Origin of the sequence: Pseudomonas sp. D2002 (assembly GCF_013385735.1) — a bacterium.
Taxonomy (GTDB): Bacteria; Pseudomonadota; Gammaproteobacteria; order Pseudomonadales; family Pseudomonadaceae; genus Aquipseudomonas.
In genome coordinates this window covers 577,922-603,787 of sequence record NZ_JACAPL010000002.1, presented here as the reverse complement: position 1 = coordinate 603,787, position 25,866 = coordinate 577,922, and the positions used below count along the sequence as shown (strand labels likewise).

At 60.2% G+C, this 25,866-nt stretch carries 22 protein-coding genes; 9 read left to right on the top strand and 13 right to left on the bottom strand.

Annotated features, from left to right (window positions below):
• Positions 1–191 precede the first annotated feature (191 nt).
• The 9 genes from aceA to HX783_RS02870 all read right to left on the bottom strand — a co-directional run bounded on the left by aceA (position 192) and on the right by HX783_RS02870 (position 10,846).
• Positions 192–1,517, bottom strand: coding sequence for an isocitrate lyase (gene aceA, locus HX783_RS02910; RefSeq protein ID WP_003219577.1), 1,326 nt, complete (start codon positions 1,515–1,517; stop codon positions 192–194).
• A gap of 495 nt (positions 1,518–2,012) precedes the next feature.
• Entirely contained in the window at positions 2,013–2,750 is a 738-nt protein-coding gene (locus tag HX783_RS02905; protein WP_177015899.1) for a secretin N-terminal domain-containing protein, read from the bottom strand.
• 229 nt (positions 2,751–2,979) lie between these two features.
• Positions 2,980–3,402, bottom strand: a complete 423-nt coding sequence (locus HX783_RS02900) for a GNAT family N-acetyltransferase (protein WP_159955580.1) — start codon at positions 3,400–3,402, stop codon at positions 2,980–2,982.
• Positions 3,395–4,561: a cupin domain-containing protein gene (locus HX783_RS02895; protein WP_159955581.1), complete on the bottom strand. Its 1,167-nt coding sequence runs from the start codon at positions 4,559–4,561 to the stop codon at positions 3,395–3,397. The genes HX783_RS02900 and HX783_RS02895 overlap by 8 nt, the downstream gene beginning before the upstream one ends.
• Positions 4,562–4,645: 84 nt before the next feature.
• On the bottom strand, positions 4,646–6,016 hold the full coding sequence (gene purB, locus HX783_RS02890; RefSeq protein WP_159955583.1) for an adenylosuccinate lyase: 1,371 nt from the start codon (positions 6,014–6,016) through the stop codon (positions 4,646–4,648).
• Positions 6,017–6,140: 124 nt separating this feature from the next.
• Entirely contained in the window at positions 6,141–6,764 is a 624-nt protein-coding gene (gene hflD / locus HX783_RS02885) for a high frequency lysogenization protein HflD (protein ID WP_017137510.1), read from the bottom strand.
• On the bottom strand, positions 6,761–7,885 hold the full coding sequence (gene mnmA / locus HX783_RS02880) for a tRNA 2-thiouridine(34) synthase MnmA (RefSeq protein WP_177015898.1): 1,125 nt from the start codon (positions 7,883–7,885) through the stop codon (positions 6,761–6,763). The genes hflD and mnmA overlap by 4 nt, the downstream gene beginning before the upstream one ends.
• A 59-nt stretch (positions 7,886–7,944) precedes the next feature.
• Complete coding sequence (locus HX783_RS02875; RefSeq protein WP_177015897.1) at positions 7,945–8,391, bottom strand: NUDIX hydrolase; 447 nt, start codon at positions 8,389–8,391, stop codon at positions 7,945–7,947.
• A 229-nt stretch (positions 8,392–8,620) separates the two neighbouring features.
• Entirely contained in the window at positions 8,621–10,846 is a 2,226-nt protein-coding gene (locus HX783_RS02870; RefSeq protein WP_177015896.1) for an NADP-dependent isocitrate dehydrogenase, read from the bottom strand.
• Between the two features lie 493 nt (positions 10,847–11,339).
• Here HX783_RS02870 and icd point away from each other — a divergent pair, with 493 nt between their 5' ends.
• Positions 11,340–12,596 (top strand): NADP-dependent isocitrate dehydrogenase, encoded by a 1,257-nt coding sequence (gene icd, locus HX783_RS02865; RefSeq protein WP_177015895.1) that lies wholly within the window; start codon positions 11,340–11,342, stop codon positions 12,594–12,596.
• Between the two features lie 72 nt (positions 12,597–12,668).
• Here the strand turns inward: icd and cspD are convergent, their stop codons facing one another.
• Positions 12,669–12,974 (bottom strand): cold shock domain-containing protein CspD, encoded by a 306-nt coding sequence (cspD, locus tag HX783_RS02860; protein ID WP_177015894.1) that lies wholly within the window; start codon positions 12,972–12,974, stop codon positions 12,669–12,671.
• 224 nt (positions 12,975–13,198) lie between these two features.
• On the opposite strand from cspD, the gene clpS reads away from it, so the two are divergent.
• Positions 13,199–13,567 (top strand): ATP-dependent Clp protease adapter ClpS, encoded by a 369-nt coding sequence (gene clpS, locus HX783_RS02855; RefSeq protein ID WP_005789091.1) that lies wholly within the window; start codon positions 13,199–13,201, stop codon positions 13,565–13,567.
• Positions 13,568–13,596: 29 nt separating this feature from the next.
• The gene (gene clpA / locus HX783_RS02850) at positions 13,597–15,867 is read left to right on the top strand and encodes an ATP-dependent Clp protease ATP-binding subunit ClpA (RefSeq protein WP_159955595.1); all 2,271 of its coding nucleotides are present in this window, start codon (positions 13,597–13,599) and stop codon (positions 15,865–15,867) included.
• Between the two features lie 236 nt (positions 15,868–16,103).
• Here the strand turns inward: clpA and infA are convergent, their stop codons facing one another.
• From infA to aat, 3 genes are all read right to left on the bottom strand, one after another.
• Positions 16,104–16,322 carry a translation initiation factor IF-1 gene (gene infA, locus HX783_RS02845; RefSeq protein WP_002553999.1) on the bottom strand — a complete coding sequence of 73 codons (219 nt, stop codon included), beginning with the start codon at positions 16,320–16,322 and terminating at the stop codon, positions 16,104–16,106.
• A gap of 100 nt (positions 16,323–16,422) precedes the next feature.
• Positions 16,423–17,130, bottom strand: coding sequence for an arginyltransferase (locus HX783_RS02840; RefSeq protein ID WP_159955598.1), 708 nt, complete (start codon positions 17,128–17,130; stop codon positions 16,423–16,425).
• A 56-nt stretch (positions 17,131–17,186) separates the two neighbouring features.
• The gene (gene aat / locus HX783_RS02835) at positions 17,187–17,867 is read right to left on the bottom strand and encodes a leucyl/phenylalanyl-tRNA--protein transferase (protein WP_177015893.1); all 681 of its coding nucleotides are present in this window, start codon (positions 17,865–17,867) and stop codon (positions 17,187–17,189) included.
• A 496-nt stretch (positions 17,868–18,363) separates the two neighbouring features.
• Between aat and HX783_RS02830 the strand changes: the two genes are divergently transcribed.
• Genes HX783_RS02830 through cysG form a run of 6 tightly spaced genes read left to right on the top strand, consistent with a single transcriptional unit; the run spans position 18,364 to position 25,866 of the window.
• A complete protein-coding gene (locus HX783_RS02830; RefSeq protein ID WP_159955602.1) occupies positions 18,364–20,772 on the top strand; it encodes a DNA translocase FtsK in 2,409 nt (802 codons plus the stop codon).
• A gap of 54 nt (positions 20,773–20,826) precedes the next feature.
• Complete coding sequence (gene lolA, locus HX783_RS02825; RefSeq protein ID WP_159955604.1) at positions 20,827–21,450, top strand: outer membrane lipoprotein chaperone LolA; 624 nt, start codon at positions 20,827–20,829, stop codon at positions 21,448–21,450.
• A gap of 27 nt (positions 21,451–21,477) precedes the next feature.
• Positions 21,478–22,800: a replication-associated recombination protein A gene (locus HX783_RS02820; protein ID WP_177015892.1), complete on the top strand. Its 1,323-nt coding sequence runs from the start codon at positions 21,478–21,480 to the stop codon at positions 22,798–22,800.
• Positions 22,800–23,174, top strand: coding sequence for a fluoride efflux transporter CrcB (gene crcB / locus HX783_RS02815; RefSeq protein ID WP_159955608.1), 375 nt, complete (start codon positions 22,800–22,802; stop codon positions 23,172–23,174). Before HX783_RS02820 ends, crcB begins: the two co-directional genes overlap by 1 nt.
• A gap of 16 nt (positions 23,175–23,190) precedes the next feature.
• Positions 23,191–24,471, top strand: coding sequence for a serine--tRNA ligase (serS, locus tag HX783_RS02810; RefSeq protein WP_177015891.1), 1,281 nt, complete (start codon positions 23,191–23,193; stop codon positions 24,469–24,471).
• Positions 24,472–25,866: a siroheme synthase CysG gene (gene cysG, locus HX783_RS02805; protein WP_177015890.1), complete on the top strand. Its 1,395-nt coding sequence runs from the start codon at positions 24,472–24,474 to the stop codon at positions 25,864–25,866. It begins immediately after the preceding gene.

The window sequence follows — 25,866 nt, the reverse complement described above, 5'->3', positions numbered from 1 at the left end:
CTCTCTGCCTGATGTACCGAGATCCAAATGTGGGAGCGAGCAAGCCCGCTCCCACATTTGATTGCGTTCAGCTTCCAACTCGATCCATTTCCTGAGGCCAAAAAAAACGCCCCAAACCAGTCGGGGCGTTAGATCGTGCGGCATTGCGGTTAGGTCTTCCGTGGGGCCGCAATGGCCGTGTACTCAGTCACTCAGTGGAACTGTTCTTCTTCAGTCGAACCGGTCAGCGCCGTCACCGACGAGGTGCCGCCCTGGATCACGGTGGTCATGTCGTCGAAGTAGCCGGTGCCCACTTCCTGCTGGTGGGCCACAAAGGTGTAACCCTTGGCGGCGTCAGCGAACTCCTGCTCTTGCAGTTTCACGTAGGCGGTCATGTCGTTGCGGGCGTAGTCGTGCGCCAGGTTGAACATGCTGTGCCACATGTTGTGAATGCCGGCCAGGGTGATGAACTGGTGTTTGTAGCCCATAGCCGACAGTTCGCGCTGGAACTTGGCGATGGTCGCGTCGTCCAGGTTCTTCTTCCAGTTGAAAGAAGGCGAGCAGTTGTAGGACAGCAGTTGGTCCGGGTATTCCTTTTTGATCGCTTCAGCAAAGCGACGTGCTTCGTCCAGGTCCGGCTTGGCGGTTTCGCACCAGATCAGGTCGGCGTACGGCGCGTAGGCCAGGCCGCGAGCGATGGCCTGGTCGAGGCCGGCGCGCACTTTGTAGAAACCTTCCTGGGTGCGTTCGCCGGTCACGAACGGCTGGTCGTACGGGTCGCAATCGGAGGTCAGCAAGTCGGCTGCGTTGGCGTCGGTGCGGGCCAGGATGATAGTCGGTGTACCGGCCACGTCAGCCGCCAGGCGTGCAGCGGTCAGCTTTTGTACGGCTTCCTGGGTTGGCACCAGTACCTTGCCGCCCATATGGCCGCATTTTTTCACCGAAGCCAGCTGGTCTTCGAAGTGCACGCCGGCAGCGCCAGCTTCAATCATGCTCTTCATCAGTTCGTAGGCGTTGAGTACGCCGCCGAAACCGGCTTCAGCGTCCGCCACGATCGGTGCGAAGTAGTCGATGTAGCCTTCGTCGCCCGGGCCTTTACCGGCTTTCCACTGGATCTGGTCGGCACGGCGGAACGAGTTGTTGATGCGCTTGACCACGGTTGGCACGGAGTCCACCGGGTACAGCGATTGGTCGGGGTACATGGATTCAGCGGAGTTGTTGTCCGCTGCCACTTGCCAGCCGGACAGGTAGATCGCCTGGATACCGGCTTTCACCTGTTGGACTGCCTGGCCGCCAGTGAGGGCGCCCATGCAGTTGACGAAATCTTTCTCGGGGCGGAAGGACGGCTTGGCACCCTGGGTGACCAGCTTCCACAGTTTTTCGGCGCCGAGTTTTGCAAAGGTGTGCTCAGGTTGAACCGAGCCACGCAGGCGGACGACGTCAGCAGCGGAATAAGCGCGGGTTACGCCTTTCCAGCGTGGGTTTTCAGCCCAATCTTTTTCAAGGGCTGCAATTTGCTGTTCGCGTGTCAGTGCCATGGGGAAAAACCTCGTCGCATAGGTCTAGGTGGAGAATTCCATTTGCCAGCCACGTATTCAGTGCGTGGTGATGGCTGCTCGCTGACCAGAAGCTTAGGCGGTCAAGTCGGGTTTGGCGGGGAAGGCGACGGGATGAACGAATGGCTCAAGGGGGAGTTGAGCAGGTAAGGGCAAACTGCGAACGGTCTTCGGGCATCGTGGGCCTCTGTACGATCCATCAGTGTGTAGCCGGGTTACCTGGTTAGCTTCCGTCCCTCGGGACAACTTCGTTCCAGTCGCAACCAAAGTCAAACACACCTTGTGGGCGGTACAGACACGAATCGGCTCAGGTGGGTAGCTTAGAGCGGCGATCCGAAGGCCCTTGCCAGGGCCCCTGATTAGCGGGAGCGAGGCCATCATGCACAGGCTTTTTTGGATCGTCAAATGTTTTGTAGTGCTTTTTTCAAAGCACTACATCTTTAGTCTAAGACGACTCATCAGTCAGTTTTTGGTGCTTCAGTTCAGGGTGTCGACCTTGACCCGCAAAGTCAGGTCATCGCGGCCCTGAGTAGAGTAGCTGCGGGTTGTAGAGGATTTGTCGGCCTGAGTCTCGCGGTTGATGCCGGCCAGCGGTATCCATTCACCCAGGCGGCCGCTGACGGTTGTGTCGGTACTTTGCACGTTCACTACATCGGGACGTTCCTTGCTCATGCGGTCACGGTTGGTACTGATGGCCAGGTGTACGGTCTCGCCGGTGACGCTGGCGGTGACGTAAAAGCCTTGGGTGACGTTGCGATACTGGGTCTGGTTTTGCGGGCGGCCGTAGGCGTCAGGCTGGGTGGTGGTCAGCGGCACGCTCTGGCCCACCTGGATCAGCGCGGGCACGCCTTCACTGGCCTGGATCTGCTGGATGCCGCCGTCACGGCTGGCGGTGCCGTAGCTGATGATGCGGGTCTGGCTGTCGCCGGTGTTCTGCTGGCTGTTTTCGTTGGTGTCGACGGTGATCAGCAGGCGCTTGGCGGGGGTGTCCAGTTGCGCGAGCAGGGCGCGCAGGTCTTCGATCTTGCCAGGGTCGGCTTTCACAATGAGCTGGTTGCCGTAGGCGCTGACGGTGCCGTCCTTGCCGATGAAGTTCTGCGCCACCGGCAGCAGGTCGGCGCTGGTGCGATTGTTCAGGTTGACGACGGCGGTGTCGGCCACGGCTGAGACGCTGGCAGTCAGGAGGAGGGCGGTGAGCAGGGTGCGTAGGGACATGTCCGTTATCTCTGCGAGTCATTTAGCGTGATAGTGCCAGTTTGTCGGCCTGGTGGGTCGCAAGTTGAATCGTAGACGGCAAAATGCCCTGGCAGGCAGGGCATTTGGGGTGTTGCCGAGATTGCCTTCGCGAGCAAGCCCGCTCCCACATTCGACCGCATTCCAAAGGATGTACTCGGTCCAAGTGTGGGAGCGGGCTTGCTCGCGAAGGGCGCGACGGGGTCTCGGATCAGCCCCCGCGCACCATATCTACATGCGGAATCCCGACCTCAAGAAACTCATCGCTGACAATCTTGAAACCCAACCGCTCATAAAACGGCGCCGCATACACCTGCGCGCTGAGGAACTGTTTGGTCTGGCCACGTTGCTCGGCCAACCCAATCACGGCGTCCATCAGCTTGTCGCCGACTTTCAGGCCACGCCAGTCCTTGAGCACCGATACGCGGCCGATTTCGCCACTGGCCAGCAGGCGTGCGGTGCCAATCGGAAAATCGCCTTCGAACGCGAGGAAATGCACCGCGTCGGCGTCGTCCGAATCCCACTCAAGCTCAGGTGGAACCGATTGTTCAGCGATAAATACCGCTTCACGAATGCGCCGAATCTCGTCGATATCCTTTCGCCAGTCCGCGACACGTACGCGAATCTTATTCATCGGCAAATCCCAGGCTTCCTTGCTTGACCAGTTCGCACAGCAGGTCGCGACCATCCTCGTCCGCGAGCCATGCGCCAAGGTTGTCACTGTGCAGGGCGTCGGCCGAGCACACCAGCTTCAGCAGCTCGCGCAGCTTGCCTGGCAGATAACGGCTTTGGCCGCTGGCGAACAGCAGCACGTCGTCGTCAACTTCCGACCAGGCCATGCGCGCGCTTGGGTTGCGCACTAGGATCGCGCCGCCTTCCAGGCTGTTGATGAAGTCTTCTTCGCCCAATTCTTCGCCGGCCACCAGTTCCGGGTAGCGCGGTTCGGTCATGAACTGGCCGAACCAGGTCAGCAGCATGCGCTCATCGCTCATGTGCTCGGCCAGCAGGCTTTTCAGGCGGTCGAGGGCGTCGCCCTGAATCTGATGCGGGTCGCTGACCGGTTGGGCGTCAGCGTCGGTGTAGCGCTCTTCGTCCGTCAGGTATTGGCTGAGGAAGTCGGTGAAGTGGGTCAGCACTTCAGCAGCACTTGGCGCACGGAAGCCTACCGAGTAGGTCATGCAGTCATCTTCGGCAATGCCGAAGTGCGCCAGGCGCGGCGGCAGGTAAAGCATGTCGCCCGGTTCCAGCACCCATTCTTCAGATTGATCGAAGTCGGCGAGGATGCGCAGGTCGGCGTGCTGCAGCAGAGGGCTTTCGGAATTGCACATCTGGCCGATTTTCCAGTTGCGCTTGCCTTGGGCTTGCAGCAGGAACACGTCGTAGTTATCGAAGTGCGGGCCAACGCTGCCGCCGGGTGCGGCAAAGCTGATCATCACGTCGTCGATGCGCCAGCTTGGCAGGAAGCGAAAGTGCTCCAGCAGCTCGGCCACTTCCGGCACGAACTGGTCGACGGCCTGCACCAGCAGGGTCCACTCACGCTCCGGCAAGGTGCTGAAGGCGTCTTCGGCGAACGGGCCGCGGCGCAGTTCCCACGGGCGTTCGCCGTGCTCGATCACCAGGCGCGATTCGACTTCTTCTTCCAGGGCCAGGCCTGCCAGTTCGTCGGCGTCGATGGGGCTTTCGAAGTCAGGGATGGCCTGGCGGATCAGCAGCGGTTTTTTCTGCCAGTAGTCGCGCAGGAATTCCCGTGCCGTGATGCCGCCCAGAAGTTGAAGAGGGATATCAGGATTCATGTGTAACCTATTGAAAGAAAGCACTTTTCAGACTGGAATAAAAACGCCCGGCGCGGCCGGGCGTCTCAAGAGGGCTTGCGCTGATCAGATGCGCTTGGCTTGGGCCACCGCGTTGCCGATGTAGTTGGCCGGGGTGAGCAGTTTGAGCTCGGCCTTGGCCGCGGCTGGCATGTCCAGGCCGTCGATGAAAGTTTGCAGCGCCTCAGGGCTGATGCCCTTGCCGCGCGTCAACTCTTTGAGTTTCTCGTACGGGTTTTCGATGTTGTAGCGGCGCATCACGGTCTGGATCGGCTCGGCCAACACTTCCCAGCACGCGTCCAGGTCAGCGGCGATTTTCTGTTCGTTTAGCTCAAGCTTGCTGATGCCTTTGAGGCTGGCTTCGTACGCGATCACGCTGTGAGCGAAGCCCACGCCGAGGTTGCGCAGTACGGTGGAGTCGGTCAGGTCGCGCTGCCAGCGGGAGATCGGCAACTTGCTGGCCAGGTGCTGGAACAGGGCGTTGGCGATGCCGAGGTTGCCTTCGGAGTTTTCGAAGTCGATCGGGTTGACCTTGTGCGGCATGGTCGACGAACCGATTTCACCGGCAATGGTGCGCTGCTTGAAGTAGCCCAGGGAGATGTAGCCCCAGATATCGCGATCGAAGTCGATCAGGATGGTGTTGAAGCGTGCAATCGCGTCGAACAGCTCGGCAATGTAGTCGTGCGGCTCGATCTGCGTGGTGTACGGGTTGAAGCCCAGGCCCAGCTCGTCTTCGATGAAGGCGCGGGCATTTTCTTCCCAGTCGATTTCCGGGTAGGCAGAGAGGTGGGCGTTGTAGTTGCCCACGGCGCCGTTGATCTTGCCCAGCAGCGGTACGGCGGCGACTTGAGCGATCTGGCGCTCCAGGCGGTACACCACGTTGGCCAGTTCTTTGCCCAACGTGGTCGGCGAGGCTGGCTGGCCGTGGGTGCGCGACAGCATTGGCACGTCGGCGAAACGGATCGCCAGTTCGCGGATGGCGTTGGCGGTCTGGCGCATCAGCGGCAGCATCACGTCATCACGGCCTTCGCGCAGCATCAGGGCGTGGGACAGGTTGTTGATGTCCTCGCTGGTGCAGGCAAAGTGGATGAATTCGCTGACCTTGGCCAGTTCCGGCAGCTTGGCCGCTTGCTCTTTGAGCAGGTATTCGATGGCTTTAACGTCGTGGTTGGTGGTGCGCTCGATCTCTTTCACACGCTCGGCGTGCTCCAGGGAGAAGTTTTCCGCCAGGGTGTTCAATACAGCGTTGGCTTCGGCGGAAAACGCCGGCACTTCGCTGATAGCGGGGTGAGCGGCCAGGCGCTGGAGCCAGCGCACTTCAACCAGAACACGAGCACGGATCAAACCGTATTCGCTGAAAATAGGGCGCAGGGCCTGGGTTTTGCCGGCGTAGCGGCCGTCAACAGGGGAAACCGCAGTGAGCGAAGAGAGCTGCATGGGGTGTTCTCGGACAGTCGGGCAACGAAATGGGGCGCGTATCATACATGAAAAAATCCGCCGATCCGTTGCCAACTGACCGGCGTATTACGCGTAAGGCGATAAAAAACTGGGTTGCTGCGACTTATTCGTTGCGCATCAACGGGTAAAGCTCTTTAAGCAATTTGCGTCGGCTGATCACCAGTTGCCAGCGATGGCCGCCCAACTGGCGCCACAACCGCGCCGAACGAATACCGGCCAGGAGCAGGGCGCGGATTTTCGAGGCGTTGTTCGGTTGCTGCAGGTTGCGCATGTCGCCGTGCACCTGAATGCGCTGGCGCAAGGTGCTCAGGGTGTCCTGGTACAGCGCGCCACAGGCGGCGATCACGTTTTCGTGGGCCGGGCCGAAGTGTTCCACCTGGGACTGGATTTGCGGCAGGCGCTTGCCGATGGTTTCCAGCAGGTCGTCACGCTTGGCCAGTTGGCGCTCAAGGCCGAGCATCGACAGGGCGTAGCGCAACGGCTCACGCTGCAAGGTGCTGGGGTCGCGCTCCAGGGCGCCAATCAGCGCGCGGTAGCCTTCACGCAGCGCCAGGTCGTCACCGCCATACACCTCGAGGGTGTCCTTGGGGTCGCGGATCAGCAGGCTGCCGAGCATGCACGTCAGGCCGGCCTCGGTGACCTGGCCGGTCTTGGCGATCTTGTCGACCAGTACCGCGGCGAGGAAAACCCCGCCGAGTGCGGTCAATTGCTCCTGGGTCGGGCTCATGCCGATTTGCTCCAGGGTTCGGCGACTTCAATCACGCCGCCGCCCAGGCAAATTTCACCGTCATAGAACACCACGGACTGGCCAGGCGTGACCGCGCGTTGCGGGTCATCGAAGGTGGCGCGATAGCCGCTGGCGGTTTTTTCCAGGGTGCAGGGCTGGTCGCCTTGGCGGTAACGCACTTTGGCGGTCAGGCGGCGCGGGCTGCTCAGGTCGATCGGGTTGACCCAATAGATGTCCGAGGCCAGCAGCGCGCCGGAGAACAGCAGCGGGTGTTCATTGCCCTGGCCGACGATCAGCACGTTGTGTTCCAGGTCCTTGACCAGCACGTACCACGGCTCTTCACCTGCGTCTTTCAAACCGCCGATGCCCAGGCCCTGGCGCTGGCCGATGGTGTGGTACATCAGGCCGTGGTGGCGGCCGATGACATCACCTTCGGTGGTTTTGATCTCGCCCGGTTGTGCCGGCAGGTATTGCTTGAGGAAGTCGCTGAAGCGGCGCTCGCCGATAAAGCAGATCCCGGTGGAATCCTTTTTCTTGGCGGTAGCCAGGCCGTGTTTCTCGGCAATCTTGCGCACTTCGGGTTTTTCCAGCTCGCCCACCGGGAACAGGGTCTTGGCGATCTGTTCGCCGCCGACGGCGTGCAGGAAGTAGCTCTGGTCCTTGTTCGGGTCCAGGCCTTTAAGCAGTTCGGTGCGGCCATCGACGTCGCGACGGCGCACGTAGTGGCCGGTGGCGATCAAGTCGGCGCCGAGGATCATGGCGTAGTCGAGGAACGCCTTGAACTTGATCTCGCGGTTACACAGGATGTCCGGGTTCGGCGTGCGGCCAGCCTTGTATTCGGCCAGGAAGTGCTCGAACACGTTGTCCCAGTACTCGGCGGCGAAGTTGGCGGTGTGCAGCTTGATGCCGATCTTGTCACACACGGCCTGGGCGTCCGCCAGGTCGTCCATGGCGGTGCAATATTCCGTTCCATCGTCTTCTTCCCAGTTCTTCATGAACAGGCCTTCCACCTCATAACCCTGCTCCATGAGCAGAACGGCGGAAACGGAAGAATCCACGCCGCCGGACATACCGACGATGACGCGCTTCTTTTGTGTGTCAGAAGGGGCTGGATCACGCATAGGGTTTCAACGGGTGTCTTGAAAAAGGACGCGATTCTAGCAGGCTCGCGCCCGCAAGGCTAAAGAGAAGGGCGGATCAGTTCGAGACTGTGGCGCTGGCCGGCCAAATAATCGTCGATACAGCGGATGATCAGCTCGCTGCGCCAGTCGTCGCGCAAGGCCATCAGCTCGTCACGGGTCAGCCAGCGGGCGCGGACGATGCCGTCGTCGAGCTGATAGTCCGGGTGGTGTTTCAGCGCTTTGGCGGTGAAGCACACGCGCTGATAGGTCACGCCATTGCTGGGCGCGGTGTACAGGTAGATGCCGACAATGCCGGTGGCCTCGACGTCCCAGCCGGTTTCTTCGAGGGTTTCGCGCACGGCGGCTTCGGTCAGGGTTTCGTTCGGGTCCAGGTGGCCGGCGGGCTGGTTGAGCACGGCGCGGCCGCCCTTGAGTTCTTCGACCATCAGGAAGCGGCCGTTGTCTTCGACGATGGTGGCGACGGTGATGTGGGGTTGCCAGGTCATTCAAAACCTCGATTCATGGTGCGGTGCGGTCTTTGGGCAGGATTGCAGCCAGTGTGGGAGCGGGCTTGCTCGCGAATGCGCTGGGTCAGGTTGCGCATCGGGCGACTGGCACACCGCCTTCGCGAGCAAGCCCGCTCCCACATTTTGATCCGGTATATTCAGCAAAACCGTAGTGTCCTGAAACAGAAACCCCGGCACGGGGCCGGGGCTTCTTTGCATCCTTACAACCTTACTTCAACTTGGCAATGGCCGCGTTGAGGGTGTTGCTTGGGCGCATGGCTTTGCTGGTCAGCTCCGGGTTCGGCGCGTAGTAGCCGCCGATGTCCACTGGCTTGCCCTGTACGGCGTTCAGCTCGGCAACGATGGTTGCCTCGTTGTCGGTCAGGGTTTTGGCCAGTTCGCCGAACTGCGCTTGCAGTGCAGCGTCTTCGGTCTGGGCGGCCAGGGCTTGAGCCCAGTACAGCGCCAGGTAGAAGTGGCTGCCGCGGTTGTCGATGTTGCCGACTTTGCGCGATGGCGACTTGTTGTTGTCGAGGAACTGGCCGGTGGCCTGGTCCAGGGTCTTGGACAGCACCAGGGCTTTCGGGTTGTTGTAGGTGACACCCAAATGCTCAAGGGAAGCGGCCAGGGCCAGGAACTCGCCCAGGGAATCCCAGCGCAGGAAGTTCTCTTCAACCAGTTGCTGCACGTGTTTCGGAGCCGAACCGCCGGCGCCGGTTTCGAACAGGCCACCGCCGTTCATCAGCGGCACGATCGACAGCATCTTGGCGCTGGTGCCCAGTTCCATGATCGGGAACAGGTCGGTCAGGTAGTCGCGCAGCACGTTACCGGTCACCGAGATGGTGTCCAGGCCCTTGCGGGTGCGCTCCAGGGTGAACTTCATCGCGTCGACCGGCGACATGATGCGGATGTCCAGGCCTTCGGTGTTGTGGTCTTTCAGGTAAGCCTGAACTTTCTCGACCACGACGCCGTCGTGAGCACGCTTTGGGTCCAGCCAGAAAATCGCCGGGGTGTTGCTGGCGCGGGCACGGTTGACGGCCAGTTTGACCCAGTCCTGGATCGGCGCGTCTTTGGTCTGGCACATGCGGAAGATGTCGCCGGCTTCAACCGCCTGTTCCATCAGCAGGTTGCCCTTGCTGTCGGTGACGCGGACAACGCCGTCAGCCTTGATCTGGAAGGTCTTGTCGTGGGAGCCGTACTCTTCGGCTTTCTTCGCCATCAGGCCAACGTTTGGCACGCTGCCCATGGTGGTTGGGTCGAAAGCGCCATTGGCCTTGCAGTCTTCGATGACGGCTTGGTAGATGGTGGCGTAGCAGCGATCCGGGATCACCGCCTTGGTGTCGTGCAGCTGGCCGTCGGTGCCCCACATTTTGCCGGAGTCACGGATCATGGCCGGCATCGAGGCGTCGACGATCACGTCGCTCGGCACGTGCAGGTTGGTGATGCCTTTGTCGGAGTTGACCATCGCCAGCGCTGGGCGAGCGGCGTAGACCGCCTGAATGTCAGCTTCGATCTGCGCTTGCTGGTCGGCCGGCAGGGCCTTGATGCGAGCGTACAGGTCGCCGATGCCGTTGTTCAGGTTAAAGCCGATCTGCGCAAGCAACGGGGCGTGCTTGGTCAGGGCGTCTTTATAGAACTCGGCAACGATCTGGCCGAACATGATCGGGTCGGAGACCTTCATCATGGTGGCTTTCAAGTGAACCGACAGCAGCACGCCTTGTTTCTTGGCGTCTTCGATTTCAGCGGCGATGAACGCGCGCAGGGCTTTTTTGCTCAGCACGGCGGTGTCGATGATTTCGCCGGCCTGTACCGAAGTCTTCTCTTTCAGGACGGTCGCTGTGCCGTCTTGAGCGATCAGCTCGATTTTGACAGCGTCAGCGGCTTCGATCTGCACGGCTTTTTCGCTGCCGTAGAAGTCGCCGTTGTTCATGTGCGCGATGTGCGACTTGGAGTCGGCAGCCCAGGCGCCCATTTTGTGCGGGTGCTTGCGCGCATAGTTCTTGACCGACAGCGGTGCGCGGCGGTCGGAGTTGCCTTCGCGCAGTACCGGGTTCACGGCGCTGCCCTTGACCTTGTCGTAACGTGCACGGGTTTCTTTTTCCGCGTCGGTGGTTACGGTTTCCGGGTAGTCCGGCAGGGCGTAGCCCTGGGCCTGCAGTTCCTTGATCGCCGCTTGCAGCTGCGGGGTCGAGGCGCTGATGTTAGGCAGCTTGATGATGTTGGCTTCAGGCGTAACGGCCAGGTCGCCCAGTTCGGCGAGGTGGTCCGGGATAGCCTTGGCGCCCAGTTGCTCGGGGAAGCTTGCGAGGATGCGCGCGGCGAGGGAAATGTCGCGGGTTTCCACGGCAATATCAGCGGAAGCGGTGAAGGCCTCTACGATAGGCAGCAGTGAATAGGTGGCGAGGGCCGGGGCTTCGTCGGTGAAGGTGTAGATGATCTTCGAGCGGGTGGGCATATTCGGATTAACTCTCTTCTTTGCTGAAAGCGTGCGCAGAAACTCGAGATGCGCCGGGTGGAGCGCGTTCGTTCAAAGTCATCCATGAGCGAAATGTCGAGGTTTCTTCGCGGTGATGTTGGTTTGCATCAGTCGAGCGTCAAGCGGGTGGACTATTGTATTAGTCCTGCTTTCTGGCGGAGGGCGTTGTTCTAGAGCGGTCCGCCGTCGTGACTCTTGGGTCAGCGGCGGCATTATACATAGGTCGCTATGCTTACGCCGAGCCTTCATACAAAAGGTGTGTCGTCCATTGGTCTAAAGGTCGCAGGCGTCAATCTGTCGCCACGTTGGCACGATGTGCTCAAGATTGGCGATTTTGCCTTTGCTTTCAGGCTTGTAGGCGACAAATTATGCTGTTTTCGATGCAAATGAGCATGGCGCGAGGTTTCAGTCGCCATTTATCTGGAGTAGGCTCGAACGCAGCCAGATGTTCAATCCATAGATGGAGTTCAGCATGGGATACAAGAAGATTCAGGTTCCGGCAGTCGGCGACAAAATCACCGTCAATGCAGACCATTCTCTCAATGTTCCTGATCAACCGATCATCCCTTATATAGAAGGTGACGGTATTGGCGTCGACATCAGCCCGGTAATGATCAAGGTGGTCGACGCAGCTGTTGAAAAGGCTTACGGCGGCAAGCGCAAAATCTCCTGGATGGAGGTGTATGCCGGCGAGAAAGCCACTCAAGTCTACGACCAGGACACCTGGCTGCCCCAGGAAACCCTGGATGCGGTCAAGGATTACGTGGTTTCCATCAAAGGTCCGCTGACCACGCCGGTGGGTGGCGGCATTCGTTCCTTGAACGTGGCACTGCGCCAACAGCTTGACCTGTATGTGTGCCTGCGCCCGGTGCGCTGGTTTGAAGGTGTGCCGAGCCCGGTCAAGAAACCTGGCGACGTCGACATGACCATCTTCCGTGAGAACTCCGAGGATATTTACGCCGGTATCGAGTGGAAGGCCGGTTCGCCGGAGGCGATCAAGGTGATCAAGTTCCTCAAGGAGGAAATGGGCGTGACCAAGATCCGCTTCGATCAGGACTGCGGGATTGGCGTCAAGCCCGTGTCCAAGGAAGGCACCGAGCGCCTGGCGCGCAAGGCCCTGCAATATGTCGTGGATAATGATCGCGACTCGCTGACCATTGTGCACAAAGGCAACATCATGAAGTTCACCGAAGGTGCCTTCAAAGAATGGGCCTATGGCATCGCCGAGAAAGAGTTTGGCGCGACCCTGCTCGACGGCGGCCCGTGGATGCAGTTCAAAAACCCGAAAACCGGCAAGAATGTGGTGGTCAAGGACGCTATCGCCGACGCGATGCTCCAGCAAATCCTGCTGCGCCCGGCTGAGTATGACGTGATCGCCACCCTCAACCTGAACGGTGACTACCTGTCGGACGCCCTGGCGGCGGAGGTGGGCGGTATCGGTATTGCGCCGGGCGCCAACCTGTCGGACACCGTGGCGATGTTTGAAGCCACCCACGGCACTGCACCCAAATATGCCGGCAAGGATCAGGTCAACCCGGGTTCATTGATTCTGTCGGCAGAAATGATGCTGCGGCACATGGGCTGGACGGAAGCGGCTGACTTGATTATCAAAGGCACCAACGGTGCTATTTCGGCCAAGACCGTGACCTATGACTTTGAGCGCTTGATGGAGGGCGCCAAGTTGGTGTCGTCGTCCGGCTTTGGCGATGCGTTGATTTCGCATATGTAAGTCTTAGGCTATAAAAAAACCGGCGGTCCTGATGAGTCAGGACCGCCGGTTTTTTAGTTGTTCAAGCGCTGATCAGGCCGTTTGTGTGTTTTTTGAATGAGTGGGTTGATCAGTCTTGAGCCCCTTGTCGTGAGTGTCGTCGTGGGCTTTTCCAGGTTCGGCCACGCATGCTGCGCAAATGCCGACAGCGTGCAGGCCCTTGGGGCCCTGAACGATGTTGAACTGCACGGCTTGGCCCGCTTTCAGCGTCTTGTAACCCTCCATGGTGATCGCTGAGAAATGCGCAAAGAGGTCTTCGGTCTCACCTTCTTCGTTGATAAAGCCATACCCTTTGGCATTGTTGAACCATTTGACCTTTCCGATCTTGACGCCAGACATAACCATATCCCTCTGCACCAGACTCCATCACTGGAGTATCATCCAGTTTATCCGTCCTAACCCGAATAAATAAGGTTGACTGCGCGGACCTTTTTTACCCACTGTGGGCTCTATTGGTTGTAACACCGTTTCGCCGATAGTCAAGGCGACCATACGGTCAGTGTTGAAATTCTGACAGGTCGCCCCCATCACTGTATTTGAACCACTGACGAACCTTTCTTTCCATGCATGCAAACAGCCAGATTCGACTAACATTCAATCAGGATCGCCCGGATCAGGAACACGATGACGACGGTTCTGCAGGCATTGCTGTTCAGGAAGCGAAGCCTGCCCTACAGGCGCCGCCGATGTACAAGGTGGTTTTGTTCAATGATGACTACACACCGATGGATTTCGTGGTCGAAGTACTCGAGGTGTTTTTTAACCTGAACCGCGAGTTGGCGACCAAGGTAATGCTGGCCGTTCACACAGAAGGACGAGCAGTATGTGGAGTGTTTACCCGCGACATCGCCGAGACAAAGGCCATGCAGGTCAACCAGTACGCCAGGGAAAGCCAGCATCCGCTACTCTGTGAAATCGAGAAGGACGGTTAACGCCGACCACTTGGGTATGAGGTGAAGCTATGTTAAACCGCGAGCTCGAAGTCACCCTCAATCTTGCCTTCAAGGAGGCTCGTTCGAAGCGTCATGAGTTCATGACCGTCGAACACCTGCTGCTGGCACTTTTGGATAACGAAGCTGCCGCCACCGTTTTACGTGCGTGCGGCGCCAACCTCGACAAACTCAAGCATGACCTGCAGGAGTTTATCGACTCCACCACGCCGCTGATCCCCGTGCATGACGAGGACCGCGAGACCCAGCCAACCCTGGGCTTCCAGCGGGTACTGCAGCGTGCTGTTTTCCACGTACAGAGCTCCGGTAAGCGTGAAGTCACAGGCGCCAATGTGCTTGTGGCAATCTTCAGCGAACAGGAAAGCCAGGCGGTGTTCCTGCTGAAACAGCAGAGCGTTGCCCGTATTGATGTCGTCAACTACATCGCCCACGGTATCTCCAAGGTGCCTGGGCACGGCGATCATTCCGAGGGTGAGCAGGATATGCAGGACGACGAGGGCGGTGAGTCTTCTTCTTCGGGCAATCCATTGGATGCCTATGCCAGCAACCTCAATGAACTGGCGCGCCAGGGGCGGATCGATCCGCTGGTGGGGCGTGAGCTTGAGGTTGAGCGTGTAGCGCAGATCCTCGCGCGTCGTCGCAAGAACAATCCGTTGCTGGTGGGTGAGGCGGGCGTGGGTAAAACCGCAATTGCCGAAGGCCTGGCCAAGCGCATTGTCGATAACCAGGTGCCTGACCTGCTGGCCAACAGCGTCGTCTACTCCCTTGACCTCGGCGCGTTACTCGCCGGTACCAAGTACCGTGGCGATTTCGAGAAGCGCTTCAAAGCGTTGCTCGGTGAGCTGAAAAAACGCCCGCAGGCGATCCTGTTTATCGATGAGATCCACACCATTATTGGTGCCGGTGCGGCATCCGGTGGGGTGATGGACGCCTCGAACCTGCTCAAACCGCTGCTGTCGTCGGGTGATATCCGCTGCATCGGTTCGACCACGTTCCAGGAATTCCGTGGCATTTTCGAGAAGGACCGCGCCCTGGCGCGGCGCTTCCAGAAAGTCGACGTGTCCGAACCTTCGGTTGAAGACACCATCGGCATCCTGCGCGGCCTCAAGGGGCGTTTCGAAGCGCACCATGGCATCGAGTACACCGATGAGGCGCTGCGTGCCGCGGCTGAGCTGGCGTCGCGTTACATTAATGATCGGCACATGCCGGACAAGGCCATCGACGTCATCGACGAGGCGGGTGCCTATCAGCGCCTGCAGCCGGTCGAGAAGCGCGTGAAACGCATCGACGTGCAGCAAGTCGAGGACATCGTGGCGAAGATCGCGCGGATTCCGCCAAAACACGTCAACAGTTCCGACAAGGAGCTGCTGCGTAATCTGGAGCGCGACCTCAAGCTCACCGTGTTTGGTCAGGATGCGGCCATCGACGCGTTGTCCACCGCGATCAAGTTGTCGCGTGCGGGCCTCAAGTCGCCGGACAAGCCTGTCGGTTCGTTCCTGTTCGCAGGCCCGACCGGCGTCGGCAAGACCGAAGCGGCGCGGCAGTTGGCCAAGGCCATGGGCATTGAGCTGGTCCGCTTCGACATGTCCGAATACATGGAGCGTCACACCGTGTCGCGCCTGATCGGTGCGCCTCCGGGCTATGTCGGGTTTGACCAGGGCGGTCTGTTGACCGAGGCGATCACCAAGCAGCCGCATTGCGTATTGCTGCTCGATGAAATCGAGAAGGCCCACCCGGAAGTCTTCAACCTGCTGTTGCAGGTCATGGACCACGGTACCCTGACCGACAACAACGGGCGCAAGGCGGACTTCCGCAATGTGATCGTAATCATGACCACCAACGCCGGCGCTGAAACCGCTGCGCGGGCTTCGATTGGCTTTACGCACCAGGATCACTCTTCGGATGCGATGGAAGTGATCAAGAAGAGCTTCACGCCGGAGTTCCGCAACCGTCTGGACACCATTATCCAGTTTGGTCGCCTCAGCCATGAGGTCATCAAAAGCGTGGTGGACAAGTTCCTTACCGAGCTTCAAGCGCAGTTGGAAGACAAGCGCGTGCAGCTGGACGTGACGGATGCGGCGCGCAACTGGCTGGCCGAAGGTGGCTACGACGCGGCAATGGGCGCTCGCCCAATGGCGCGTCTGATCCAGGACAAGATCAAGCGGCCATTGGCCGAAGAGATCCTGTTCGGCGAACTCTCCGACCATGGTGGCGTGGTGCATATCGACCTGAAGGACGGCGAGCTGACCTTCGAGTTCGAAACCACGGCTGAAATGGCCTGATTGATAGTTGCAGGAAAAGCAAAAGGCGCCGAAAGGCGCCTTTTTGCTGTCTTGAAAACGATGCAAATCAAATGTGGGAGCGGGCTTTCTCGCGAAGGCGGCGGGACAGTTGACTCATCTGTAGCTGATACACCGCATTCGCGAGCAGGCCCGCTCCCACATGGGTTTTGCGGTGCTAGACAAATCACGCACACACAAAAACGCCCGGCATAACCGGGCGCTTTGTATTGACTTGATTAGCGAGCGCGGTAGGTGATGCGCCCTTTGCTCAAGTCATAGGGCGTCAGCTCGACGCGCACTTTGTCACCGGTAAGAATACGAATGTAGTTCTTGCGCATCTTGCCGGAGATATGCGCGGTTACGACGTGCCCATTTTCCAACTCCACACGAAACATGGTGTTGGGCAGGGTGTCGACGACAGTGCCTTCCATTTCGAAGCTGTCTTCTTTCGACATGCAGTAAAGCCCTCGGTATCCAGTGAATGGCCCGGTGCAACTGCGCCAGGCAAAAGCGGCGTGCATTGTGCCCGAAAAAGGGTGTTTAAGCCAAGGGGTTCTAGTTAAGCGTTACCCATCTTTGATTAATCAGCAGCTCAATGGGCCGATATTGGGTCTTGTAGTTCATCTTTTTGCAGTTTTTGATCCAGTAGCCGAGGTACACCGCTTCGAGTTCCTGGCGCAGGGCTTCGCCGATTTGCCACAGGATCGCAAAGCGTCCCAGGCTGCGACGTTCTTCGGTCGGTTCATAGAAGGTGTACACCGCCGACAGGCCGTTGGGCAGCAAATCGGTGACGGCCACCGCCAGCAGGCGACCCTCCAGGCGGAACTCGTAGAAACGTGAAAACGGCAAGTCGCGCACCAGGAACGTCGAAAATTGATCGCGGCTGGGCGGGAACATGTCGCCGTCGGCATGCCGCTGTTCGATGTAGCGCTGGTAGAGGTCGAAATATTCTTCGCTGAAGTGCGGTTTGGTCGCGGTGATGGTCAGGTCGGCATTGCGCTTGAGGATGCGCTTCTGGTTGCGGTCCGGCAAAAACTGCGCAGTCGGGATGCGCGCCGGCACGCAGGCATTGCAGTTCTGGCAGTGGGGCCGGTACAGGTGATCGCCGCTGCGCCGAAACCCCATCTCCGACAGGTCGGCGTACACATGCACGTCCATCGGCTGGCTGGGGTCGAGGAACAGCGTGGTGGCCTGCTCGTCGGGCAGATAGCTGCAAGAGTGAGCTTGAGTGGCATAAAACTTCAAGCGCGCCAGCTCGGTCATGATCAACCCTCGGGATAAGCTTTGAAATAAGTGTAAGCCAGGTGCGAGGAAGTCGCCTAGGAAACCCACGGTCCAGAGCTGGGTTGATCCAAATGGTTGCGCAAAAAGTCCGCGAATTCACTGCGCGGTATGGCGCGGGCGCCGAGGCTGTGCAAGTGATCATTGGGCATCTGGCAGTCGATCAGCACAAAACCCCAGGCCTGCAGTTGCCGGGTCAGCGTGGCGAAGCCGAATTTCGAGGCGTTATCAGCGCGGCTGAACATCGACTCACCAAAGAACAGTTGGCCCATCGCCAGGCCATACAGGCCGCCGACCAGCTCGCCCTGGTCCCACACCTCCACGGAGTGCGCGTAGCCGCGCTGGTGCAGCGCCAGGTAGGCGCTCTGGATGCCTTCGGTGATCCAGGTGCCATCGGCATAGCTGCGTGGCGCGGCGCACGCCTGGATGACGGCGGCGAAGTCCTGGTCGAAGGTCACGGTGTAGCGCTGCTGGCGCAACAATTTGCCGAGGCTGCGCGAGACGTGCAGCTCGTCGGGAAATATCACCGTGCGTGGGTCCGGCGACCACCAGAGGATCGGCTGGCCTTCGGAAAACCACGGAAAGCAGCCGTGGCGATAGGCCTGGATCAGGCGTTCGGCCGACAAGTCGCCACCGGCGGCAAGCAAGCCATTGGGTTCGCGCATGGCCTTGGCCAGCGGCGGAAATGTCAGGGAATCGCGTTGCAACCAGGTCAGCATGGCATCCAGGCTTACGGAAGGGGAGGGCAGTGGCAGGTCTGTGGCCTGCCGCAAGAGCGGTGATTATTGTCGACGCAGCGCTGTGGGGCCAGCCCGAATCCGATATCCGCACGCTTAAGCGTGAGCGCGTGTTGCTGCAACTCTGCTCCGTGGGTGCGGTCGTAATCGGGGCTGGGCCATGCAGGCCATTTGCCAAGCTTGCCTGGATTGCTAAAAACAGCTCATAAGCCTTTGTCAGCAAAGACAATGCATGCTCAAATTGAACATGCTGTGACACTTCAATTGTCTATGCTCTCCGGTGATGGGCAAGGGCGTGGCATCGTCGGCGCAAACCCGTACAATGCGGCCATTGTGGCGTTGTCGCCATTTCACCCAAACATCAGCGGGTGTTAAACGTAGATTCACTGATATTGGTTAATTTTCAGCTGCTCGGATTGGGCAGTATTTGCAGTCATTCAACAGATGGACGCGCTAAAGGCGCAGGAAAAGACCCGTTTTGAAGAAATCCGCCGCAACACCTAAAGCAGCAGTCGTGCCCGCCTGGCGCCAGCACCTGCACTACCGACTCAAGGAAGGCGCGCTGATTGCCATTGGCGCGCTGTGCCTGTTCCTGATGATGGCCTTGCTCACCTATGGCAAGGACGATCCCGGCTGGAGCCACAACAGCAAGATCGAAGACGTGCAGAACTTCGGCGGCCCCGCCGGTTCCTACAGCGCCGACATCCTGTTTATGGTGCTGGGTTACTTCGCGTATATCTTCCCGCTGCTGCTGGCGATCAAGACCTGGCAGATCTTCCGCCAGCGTCACGAGCCATGGCAGTGGAGCGGCTGGCTGTTCTCCTGGCGTTTGATCGGCCTGGTGTTTCTGGTGCTGTCCGGCGCCGCGCTGGCGCATATCCATTTCCATGCACCGACCGGCCTGCCGGCGGGCGCGGGCGGTGCGCTGGGCGAAAGCCTCGGCGACCTGGCGCGCAAGACCCTGAATATCCAGGGCAGCACCTTGATGTTTATCGCGCTGTTCCTGTTCGGCCTCACGGTGTTCACCGACCTGTCGTGGTTCAAGGTGATGGACGTGACCGGCAAGATCACCCTCGACCTGCTGGAGCTGTTCCAAGGCGCCGCCAACCGTTGGTGGTCGGCCCGCGTAGAGCGCAAGCGCATGGTGGCGCAGCTGCGTGAGGTGGATACCCGCGTCAATGAGGTGGTGGCCCCGACCACGCCGGACCGGCGCGAGCAGGCCAAGGTCAAGGAACGCCTGATCGAGCGCGAGCAAGCCTTGAGCAAACACATGTCGGACCGCGAGAAGCAGGTGCCGCCGGTGATCGCCCCGGCGCCGCCCAAGGCGCCCGAGCCGAGCCATCGTGTGCAGAAAGAGAAACAGGCGCCGTTGTTTGTCGACAGCGCCGTGGAAGGCACCTTGCCGCCGATCTCGATTCTCGACCCGGCTGAAAAGAAACAACTTAATTACTCTCCGGAATCCCTGGCTGCTGTCGGCCACCTGCTGGAAATCAAGCTCAAGGAATTCGGCGTCGAAGTCTCCGTGGATTCGATTCACCCAGGCCCGGTGATTACCCGTTACGAAATCCAGCCGGCTGCCGGCGTCAAGGTCAGCCGCATCTCCAACCTGGCGAAAGACCTGGCGCGTTCCCTGGCCGTAACCAGCGTACGGGTTGTGGAAGTGATCCCCGGCAAGACCACGGTGGGCATCGAGATTCCCAACGAAGACCGTCAGATCGTGCGCTTCTCCGAAGTGCTGTCGACGCCGGAATACGACAACTTCAAATCGCCGGTTACCTTGGCCCTGGGCCACGACATCGGCGGCAAGCCGGTGATTACCGACCTGGCAAAAATGCCGCACTTGCTGGTGGCCGGTACGACCGGTTCCGGTAAGTCGGTGGGCGTGAACGCGATGATCCTGTCGATCCTGTTCAAGTCCGGCCCGGATGACGCCAAGCTGATCATGATCGACCCGAAGATGTTGGAATTGTCGATCTACGAAGGCATTCCGCACCTGCTGTGCCCGGTGGTCACCGACATGAAGGACGCCGCCAACGCCTTGCGCTGGAGCGTCGCCGAGATGGAGCGCCGCTACAAGCTGATGGCGAAGATGGGCGTGCGTAACCTGTCGGGCTTCAACGCCAAGGTCAAGGAAGCCCAGGACGCGGGCACGCCGCTGACCGACCCGTTGTACAAGCGCGAAAGCATCCACGACGAAGCACCGCTGCTGACCAAGCTGCCGACCATCGTGGTGGTGGTCGACGAGTTTGCCGACATGATGATGATCGTCGGCAAGAAGGTTGAAGAACTGATCGCGCGTATCGCCCAGAAGGCCCGTGCTGCCGGTATTCACTTGATCCTGGCGACCCAGCGGCCGTCGGTGGACGTGATCACCGGTCTGATCAAGGCCAACATTCCTACGCGCATGGCGTTCCAGGTTTCGAGCAAGATCGACTCGCGCACCATCATCGACCAGGGCGGCGCCGAACAGCTGCTGGGCCACGGTGACATGCTCTACATGCCGCCGGGCACCAGCCTGCCTATCCGGGTTCACGGCGCGTTCGTTTCCGATGACGAAGTACACCGCGTGGTGGAAGCCTGGAAACTGCGCGGCGCGCCGGAATACAACGACGACATCCTCGCCGGTGTCGAAGAAGCCGGCAGTGGCTTTGACGGCGGCAGCAGCGGTGGCGACGATGACGCCGAAACCGATGCGCTGTACGACGAAGCCGTGGCCTTCGTACTCGAAAGCCGCCGCGCCTCGATCTCTGCGGTGCAGCGCAAACTGAAAATTGGCTACAACCGCGCCGCCCGCATGATTGAAGCCATGGAAAACGCCGGCGTCGTGACCGCCATGAACACCAACGGCTCGCGCGAAGTCATCGCCCCCGGGCAGATGCGCGACTGATCCCGTGCCGCGTGGCAGCACGCGGCACGCCCTAACGACTCAATGAGGACTCCCATGCGTCTTATCCGCATGCTGTTGTTGCCGGCCCTGGCCCTGACCGCCCTTTCGGCCCACGCTGATCCGGCCTCCGTCAAAAGCCTGACCAACCTGCTGGACCAATCCAAGACCCTGACTGCGCGCTTCTCACAGTTGACCCTGGATGGCGGCGGCACCCAGTTGCAGGAAACCGCCGGTGAAATGGCCGTGCAGCGCCCAGGCCTGTTTTACTGGAAAACCGACGCGCCGAACGAGCAGACCATCGTCTCCGACGGCCAGAAAGTGACCTTATGGGACCCGGACCTGGAACAGGCGACCATCAAGAAGCTCGACCCGCGCTTGAACCAGACCCCGGCGCTGCTGCTGTCGGGCGATGTGTCGAAAATCAGCGACAGCTTTGATATCACCTCCAAGCAAACCAGCAACGTCATTGAGTTCACCCTCAAGCCGAAATCCAAGGACACGCTGTTCGACAGCCTGCAATTGTCGTTCGGCAACGGCGTGATCAATAACATGCGCCTGATCGACAGCGTCGGCCAGCGCACCGATATCCTGTTCTCCGCGGTCAAGGCCAACGGCGTTGTCGATGCCTCCAAGTTCAAGTTCGTCATCCCCAAGGGTGCCGACGTGATCCAGGAATAAACTGCCCAGAGGTTTCAAGCGCTGCCCATGGATTTGTTTCGAAGTGACCCGATTGCTCAACCCTTGGCCGCGCGCTTGCGTTCGACCAACCTGGATGAGTACGTCGGGCAAGAACACCTGCTCGCTCGCGGCAAGCCTTTGCGCGAAGCCCTGGAGCAGGGTGCGCTGCATTCGATGATTTTCTGGGGGCCGCCGGGGGTGGGTAAAACTACCCTGGCGCGGTTGCTGGCGAAGGTTTCGGATGCGCACTTCGAAACGGTCTCGGCGGTGCTGGCCGGGGTCAAGGAGATCCGCCAGGCGGTTGAGGTGGCCAAGCAGCAGGCCGGGCAATACGGCAAGCGCACCATCCTGTTCGTCGACGAAGTGCATCGCTTCAACAAGTCTCAGCAGGATGCGTTCCTGCCCTATGTCGAAGACGGCACGCTGATATTTATCGGTGCGACCACCGAAAACCCTTCGTTTGAACTCAACAACGCCTTGCTCTCGCGGGCGCGGGTCTATGTGCTCAAGAGCCTCGACGAAGCCGCGATGCGCAAGCTGTTGCAGCGCGCCTTGGGCGAAGACAAGGGGTTGGGCAAGCGCCAGCTGAGTCTCAGCGACGAAGGCTTCAAGATTTTGCTGAGCGCCGCTGATGGCGACGGTCGGCGCTTTCTCAACTTGCTGGAGAACGCGTCCGACCTGGCGGAAGACAACAGCGAGATCGGCGTCGACCTCCTGCAAAGCCTGCTCGGTGACACCCGCCGCCGCTTCGACAAGGGCGGCGAGGCCTTTTATGACCAGATCTCGGCGCTGCACAAATCCGTGCGCGGTTCCAACCCGGATGGCGCGCTGTACTGGTTTGCGCGGATGATCGACGGCGGCTGCGATCCGCTGTACCTCGCGCGCCGCGTGGTGCGTATGGCCAGCGAAGACATCGGCAATGCCGACCCGCGTGCGCTGAGCCTGTGCCTCGCGGCCTGGGAAGTGCAGGAGCGCCTTGGCAGCCCGGAAGGTGAGTTGGCGGTGGCGCAGGCCATTACCTACCTGGCCTGCGCGCCGAAAAGCAACGCGGTGTACATGGGCTTCAAGTCGGCCCTGCGCGCCGCTGCCGAACACGGCTCGCTGGAAGTGCCGCTGCACCTGCGCAACGCGCCGACCAAGCTGATGAAACAATTGGGCTATGGCGACGAATACCGCTATGCCCATGACGAGCCGGAAGCCTATGCCGCCGGCGAAGACTATTTCCCCGATGAGCTTGAGCCGCAGCCGTTCTACCAGCCGGTGCCCCGTGGCCTGGAGCTGAAGATCGGCGAAAAACTCAATCACCTCGCCCAACTCGATCGCCTCAGCCCCAAACAGCGGAGAAAGTAGTGCTCAAGACGATTCTTGCCGTGTCCGTAGCCGGCATCGCTGGTACATTATTGCGTTTCGCCACCGGTACGTGGGTGAGCGCCAATTGGCCGAAGCATTTTTATGCGGCGACCCTGGCGGTCAACCTGGTGGGTTGCTTGATCATCGGGCTGTTGTACGGCTGGTTCCTGTTGCGCCCGGAAGTGCCGATTGAGATTCGCGCCGGCTTGATTGTCGGCTTTGTAGGCGGTCTGACGACCTTTTCATCCTTTTCACTGGACACGATACGCCTGCTGGAAAGCGGGCAAGCCCTGGTTGCCTTCGGGTACTTGGGCATCAGCGTGTTCGGCGGGCTGCTCGCCACCTGGGCTGGCCTGTCCTTGACCAAACTTTGATAAACGAGAGACCGACATGCTCGATTCCAAACTGTTACGTAGCAACCTTCAGGACGTAGCGGACCGCCTGGCATCCCGTGGCTTTGCCTTGGATGTTGCGCGCATCGAAGCGCTGGAAGAACAGCGCAAGATCGTCCAGACCCGCACCGAAGCACTGCAGGCTGAACGCAATGCGCGCTCCAAATCCATCGGTCAGGCCAAGCAGCGCGGTGAAGACATCGCGCCGCTGATGGCGGACGTCGAGCGCATGGGCACCGAGCTGTCCGACGGCAAGGTCGAGCTGGAAGGCATTCAGAGCGAGCTGGATTCGATCCTGCTGGGCATCCCGAACATTCCGCACGAATCCGTGCCGGTGGGCGAAGACGAAGACGGCAACGTCGAAGTGCGCCGCTGGGGCACGCCGAAAGCCTTTGATTTCGAGATCAAGGACCACGTTGCCTTGGGCGAACTGACCGGAGGCCTGGATTTCGAAACCGCCGCCAAAATGTCCGGCGCACGCTTTGCCTTGCTGCGCGGCCCGATTGCGCGCATGCACCGTGCCCTGGCTCAGTTCATGATCAACCTGCACACCGGCGAACACGGTTACGAAGAAGCCTACACCCCGTATCTGGTGCAGGCGCCGGCGCTGATGGGCACCAGCCAGTTGCCGAAATTCGAAGAAGACCTGTTCAAGATCAGCCGCGACGGCGAAGCCGACCTGTACCTGATCCCGACGGCCGAAGTGTCGCTGACCAACATCGTCGCCGGCGAAATCCTCGACGCCAAGCAACTGCCGATCAAGTTCGTGGCCCACAGCCCGTGCTTCCGCAGTGAAGCGGGCGCTTCGGGGCGTGATACCCGTGGCATGATCCGCCAGCACCAGTTCGACAAGGTCGAGATGGTTCAAGTGGTCGAGCCGTCGACCTCGATGGAAGCCCTGGAAGGCCTGACTGCCAACGCCGAACGCGTGCTGCAACTGCTGGAGCTGCCATACCGCGTACTGGCGCTGTGCACTGGCGACATGGGTTTCAGCGCCGTCAAGACTTACGACCTCGAAGTGTGGGTGCCGAGCCAGGACAAGTACCGCGAGATTTCGTCGTGCTCCAACTGCGGCGATTTCCAGGCGCGTCGCATGCAGGCGCGTTTCCGTAACCCGGAAACCGGCAAGCCGGAGCTGGTGCACACCCTCAACGGTTCGGGCCTGGCCGTAGGCCGTACCCTGGTGGCCGTGCTGGAAAACTACCAGCAGGCGGACGGTTCGATCCGTGTGCCGGAAGTGCTCAAGCCGTACATGGCGGGCGTTGAGGTCATCGGCTAAATGGAATTTCTGCCGCTGTTTCATAACCTGCGCGGCAGTCGTGTGTTGGTCGTTGGTGGCGGGGAGATTGCCTTGCGCAAATCCCGGCTGCTGGCCGACGCCGGTGCGTTGCTGCGGGTGGTTGCTCCCCAGATCGAAGACCAGTTGCGTGAACTGGTGCTGGGCAGTGGCGGGGAACTGATTTTGCGCGGCTATCAGGAGGCCGACCTCGACGGTTGCACCCTGATTATCGCCGCGACCGACGACGAGCCACTGAACGCGCAAGTGTCCAATGATGCCAAGCGTCGCTGCGTACCGGTCAACGTGGTGGATGCGCCGGCCTTGTGCAGCGTGATCTTCCCGGCGATTGTCGACCGTTCGCCGTTGGTGATTGCCGTGTCCAGTGGCGGCGATGCGCCGGTGCTGGCGCGCCTGATCCGCGCCAAGCTGGAAACCTGGATACCGTCCACGTATGGCCAGTTGGCCGGGTTGGCGGCGCGTTTCCGTGCCCAGGTCAAAGGTTTGTACCCGGACGTGCAGCAGCGTCGTGCGTTCTGGGAAGAGGTGTTCCAAGGCCCGATTGCCGACCGCCAGTTGGCCGGGCAGGGCGATGAAGCCGAGCGTTTGCTGGTCGAGAAAGTCAACGGCAAGCCGCCGCATGCGCCGGGCGAGGTGTACTTGGTGGGCGCAGGCCCAGGTGATCCGGACCTGCTGACCTTCCGCGCCCTGCGCCTGATGCAGCAAGCCGATGTGGTGCTGTATGACCGCTTGGTCGCACCGGCCATTCTCGAACTGTGCCGTCGCGATGCCGAGCGTATATACGTCGGCAAACGTCGCGCCGACCATGCCGTGCCGCAAGACCAGATCAACCAGCAATTGGTGGATTTGGCCAAGCAAGGCAAACGTGTGCTGCGCCTCAAAGGTGGCGATCCGTTCATCTTTGGCCGCGGTGGCGAAGAGATCGAAGAGCTGGCGGCCCATGGCATCCCGTTCCAGGTGGTGCCGGGGATTACCGCGGCCAGTGGTTGCGCGGCGTATGCCGGGATTCCGCTGACCCATCGCGACTATGCGCAATCGGTACGCTTTATCACCGGGCATTTGAAGAACGGCACCTCGGACCTGCCTTGGCATGACTTGGTCGGGCCGTCGCAGACCCTGGTGTTCTACATGGGCTTGATCGGTTTGCCGATCATCTGCGAACAGTTGATCAAGCACGGTCGAGCGGCGGATACGCCGGCGGCGCTGATCCAGCAAGGCACCACGTCCAACCAGCGTGTCTTCACCGGCACCCTGGCGGACCTGCCACGCATGGTGGCGGAGCATGAAGTGCATGCGCCGACACTGGTGATCGTTGGTGAGGTGGTGGTGCTGCGTGAGAAGCTGAAGTGGTTTGAAGGCGCGCAGTCTCAGGTCTGA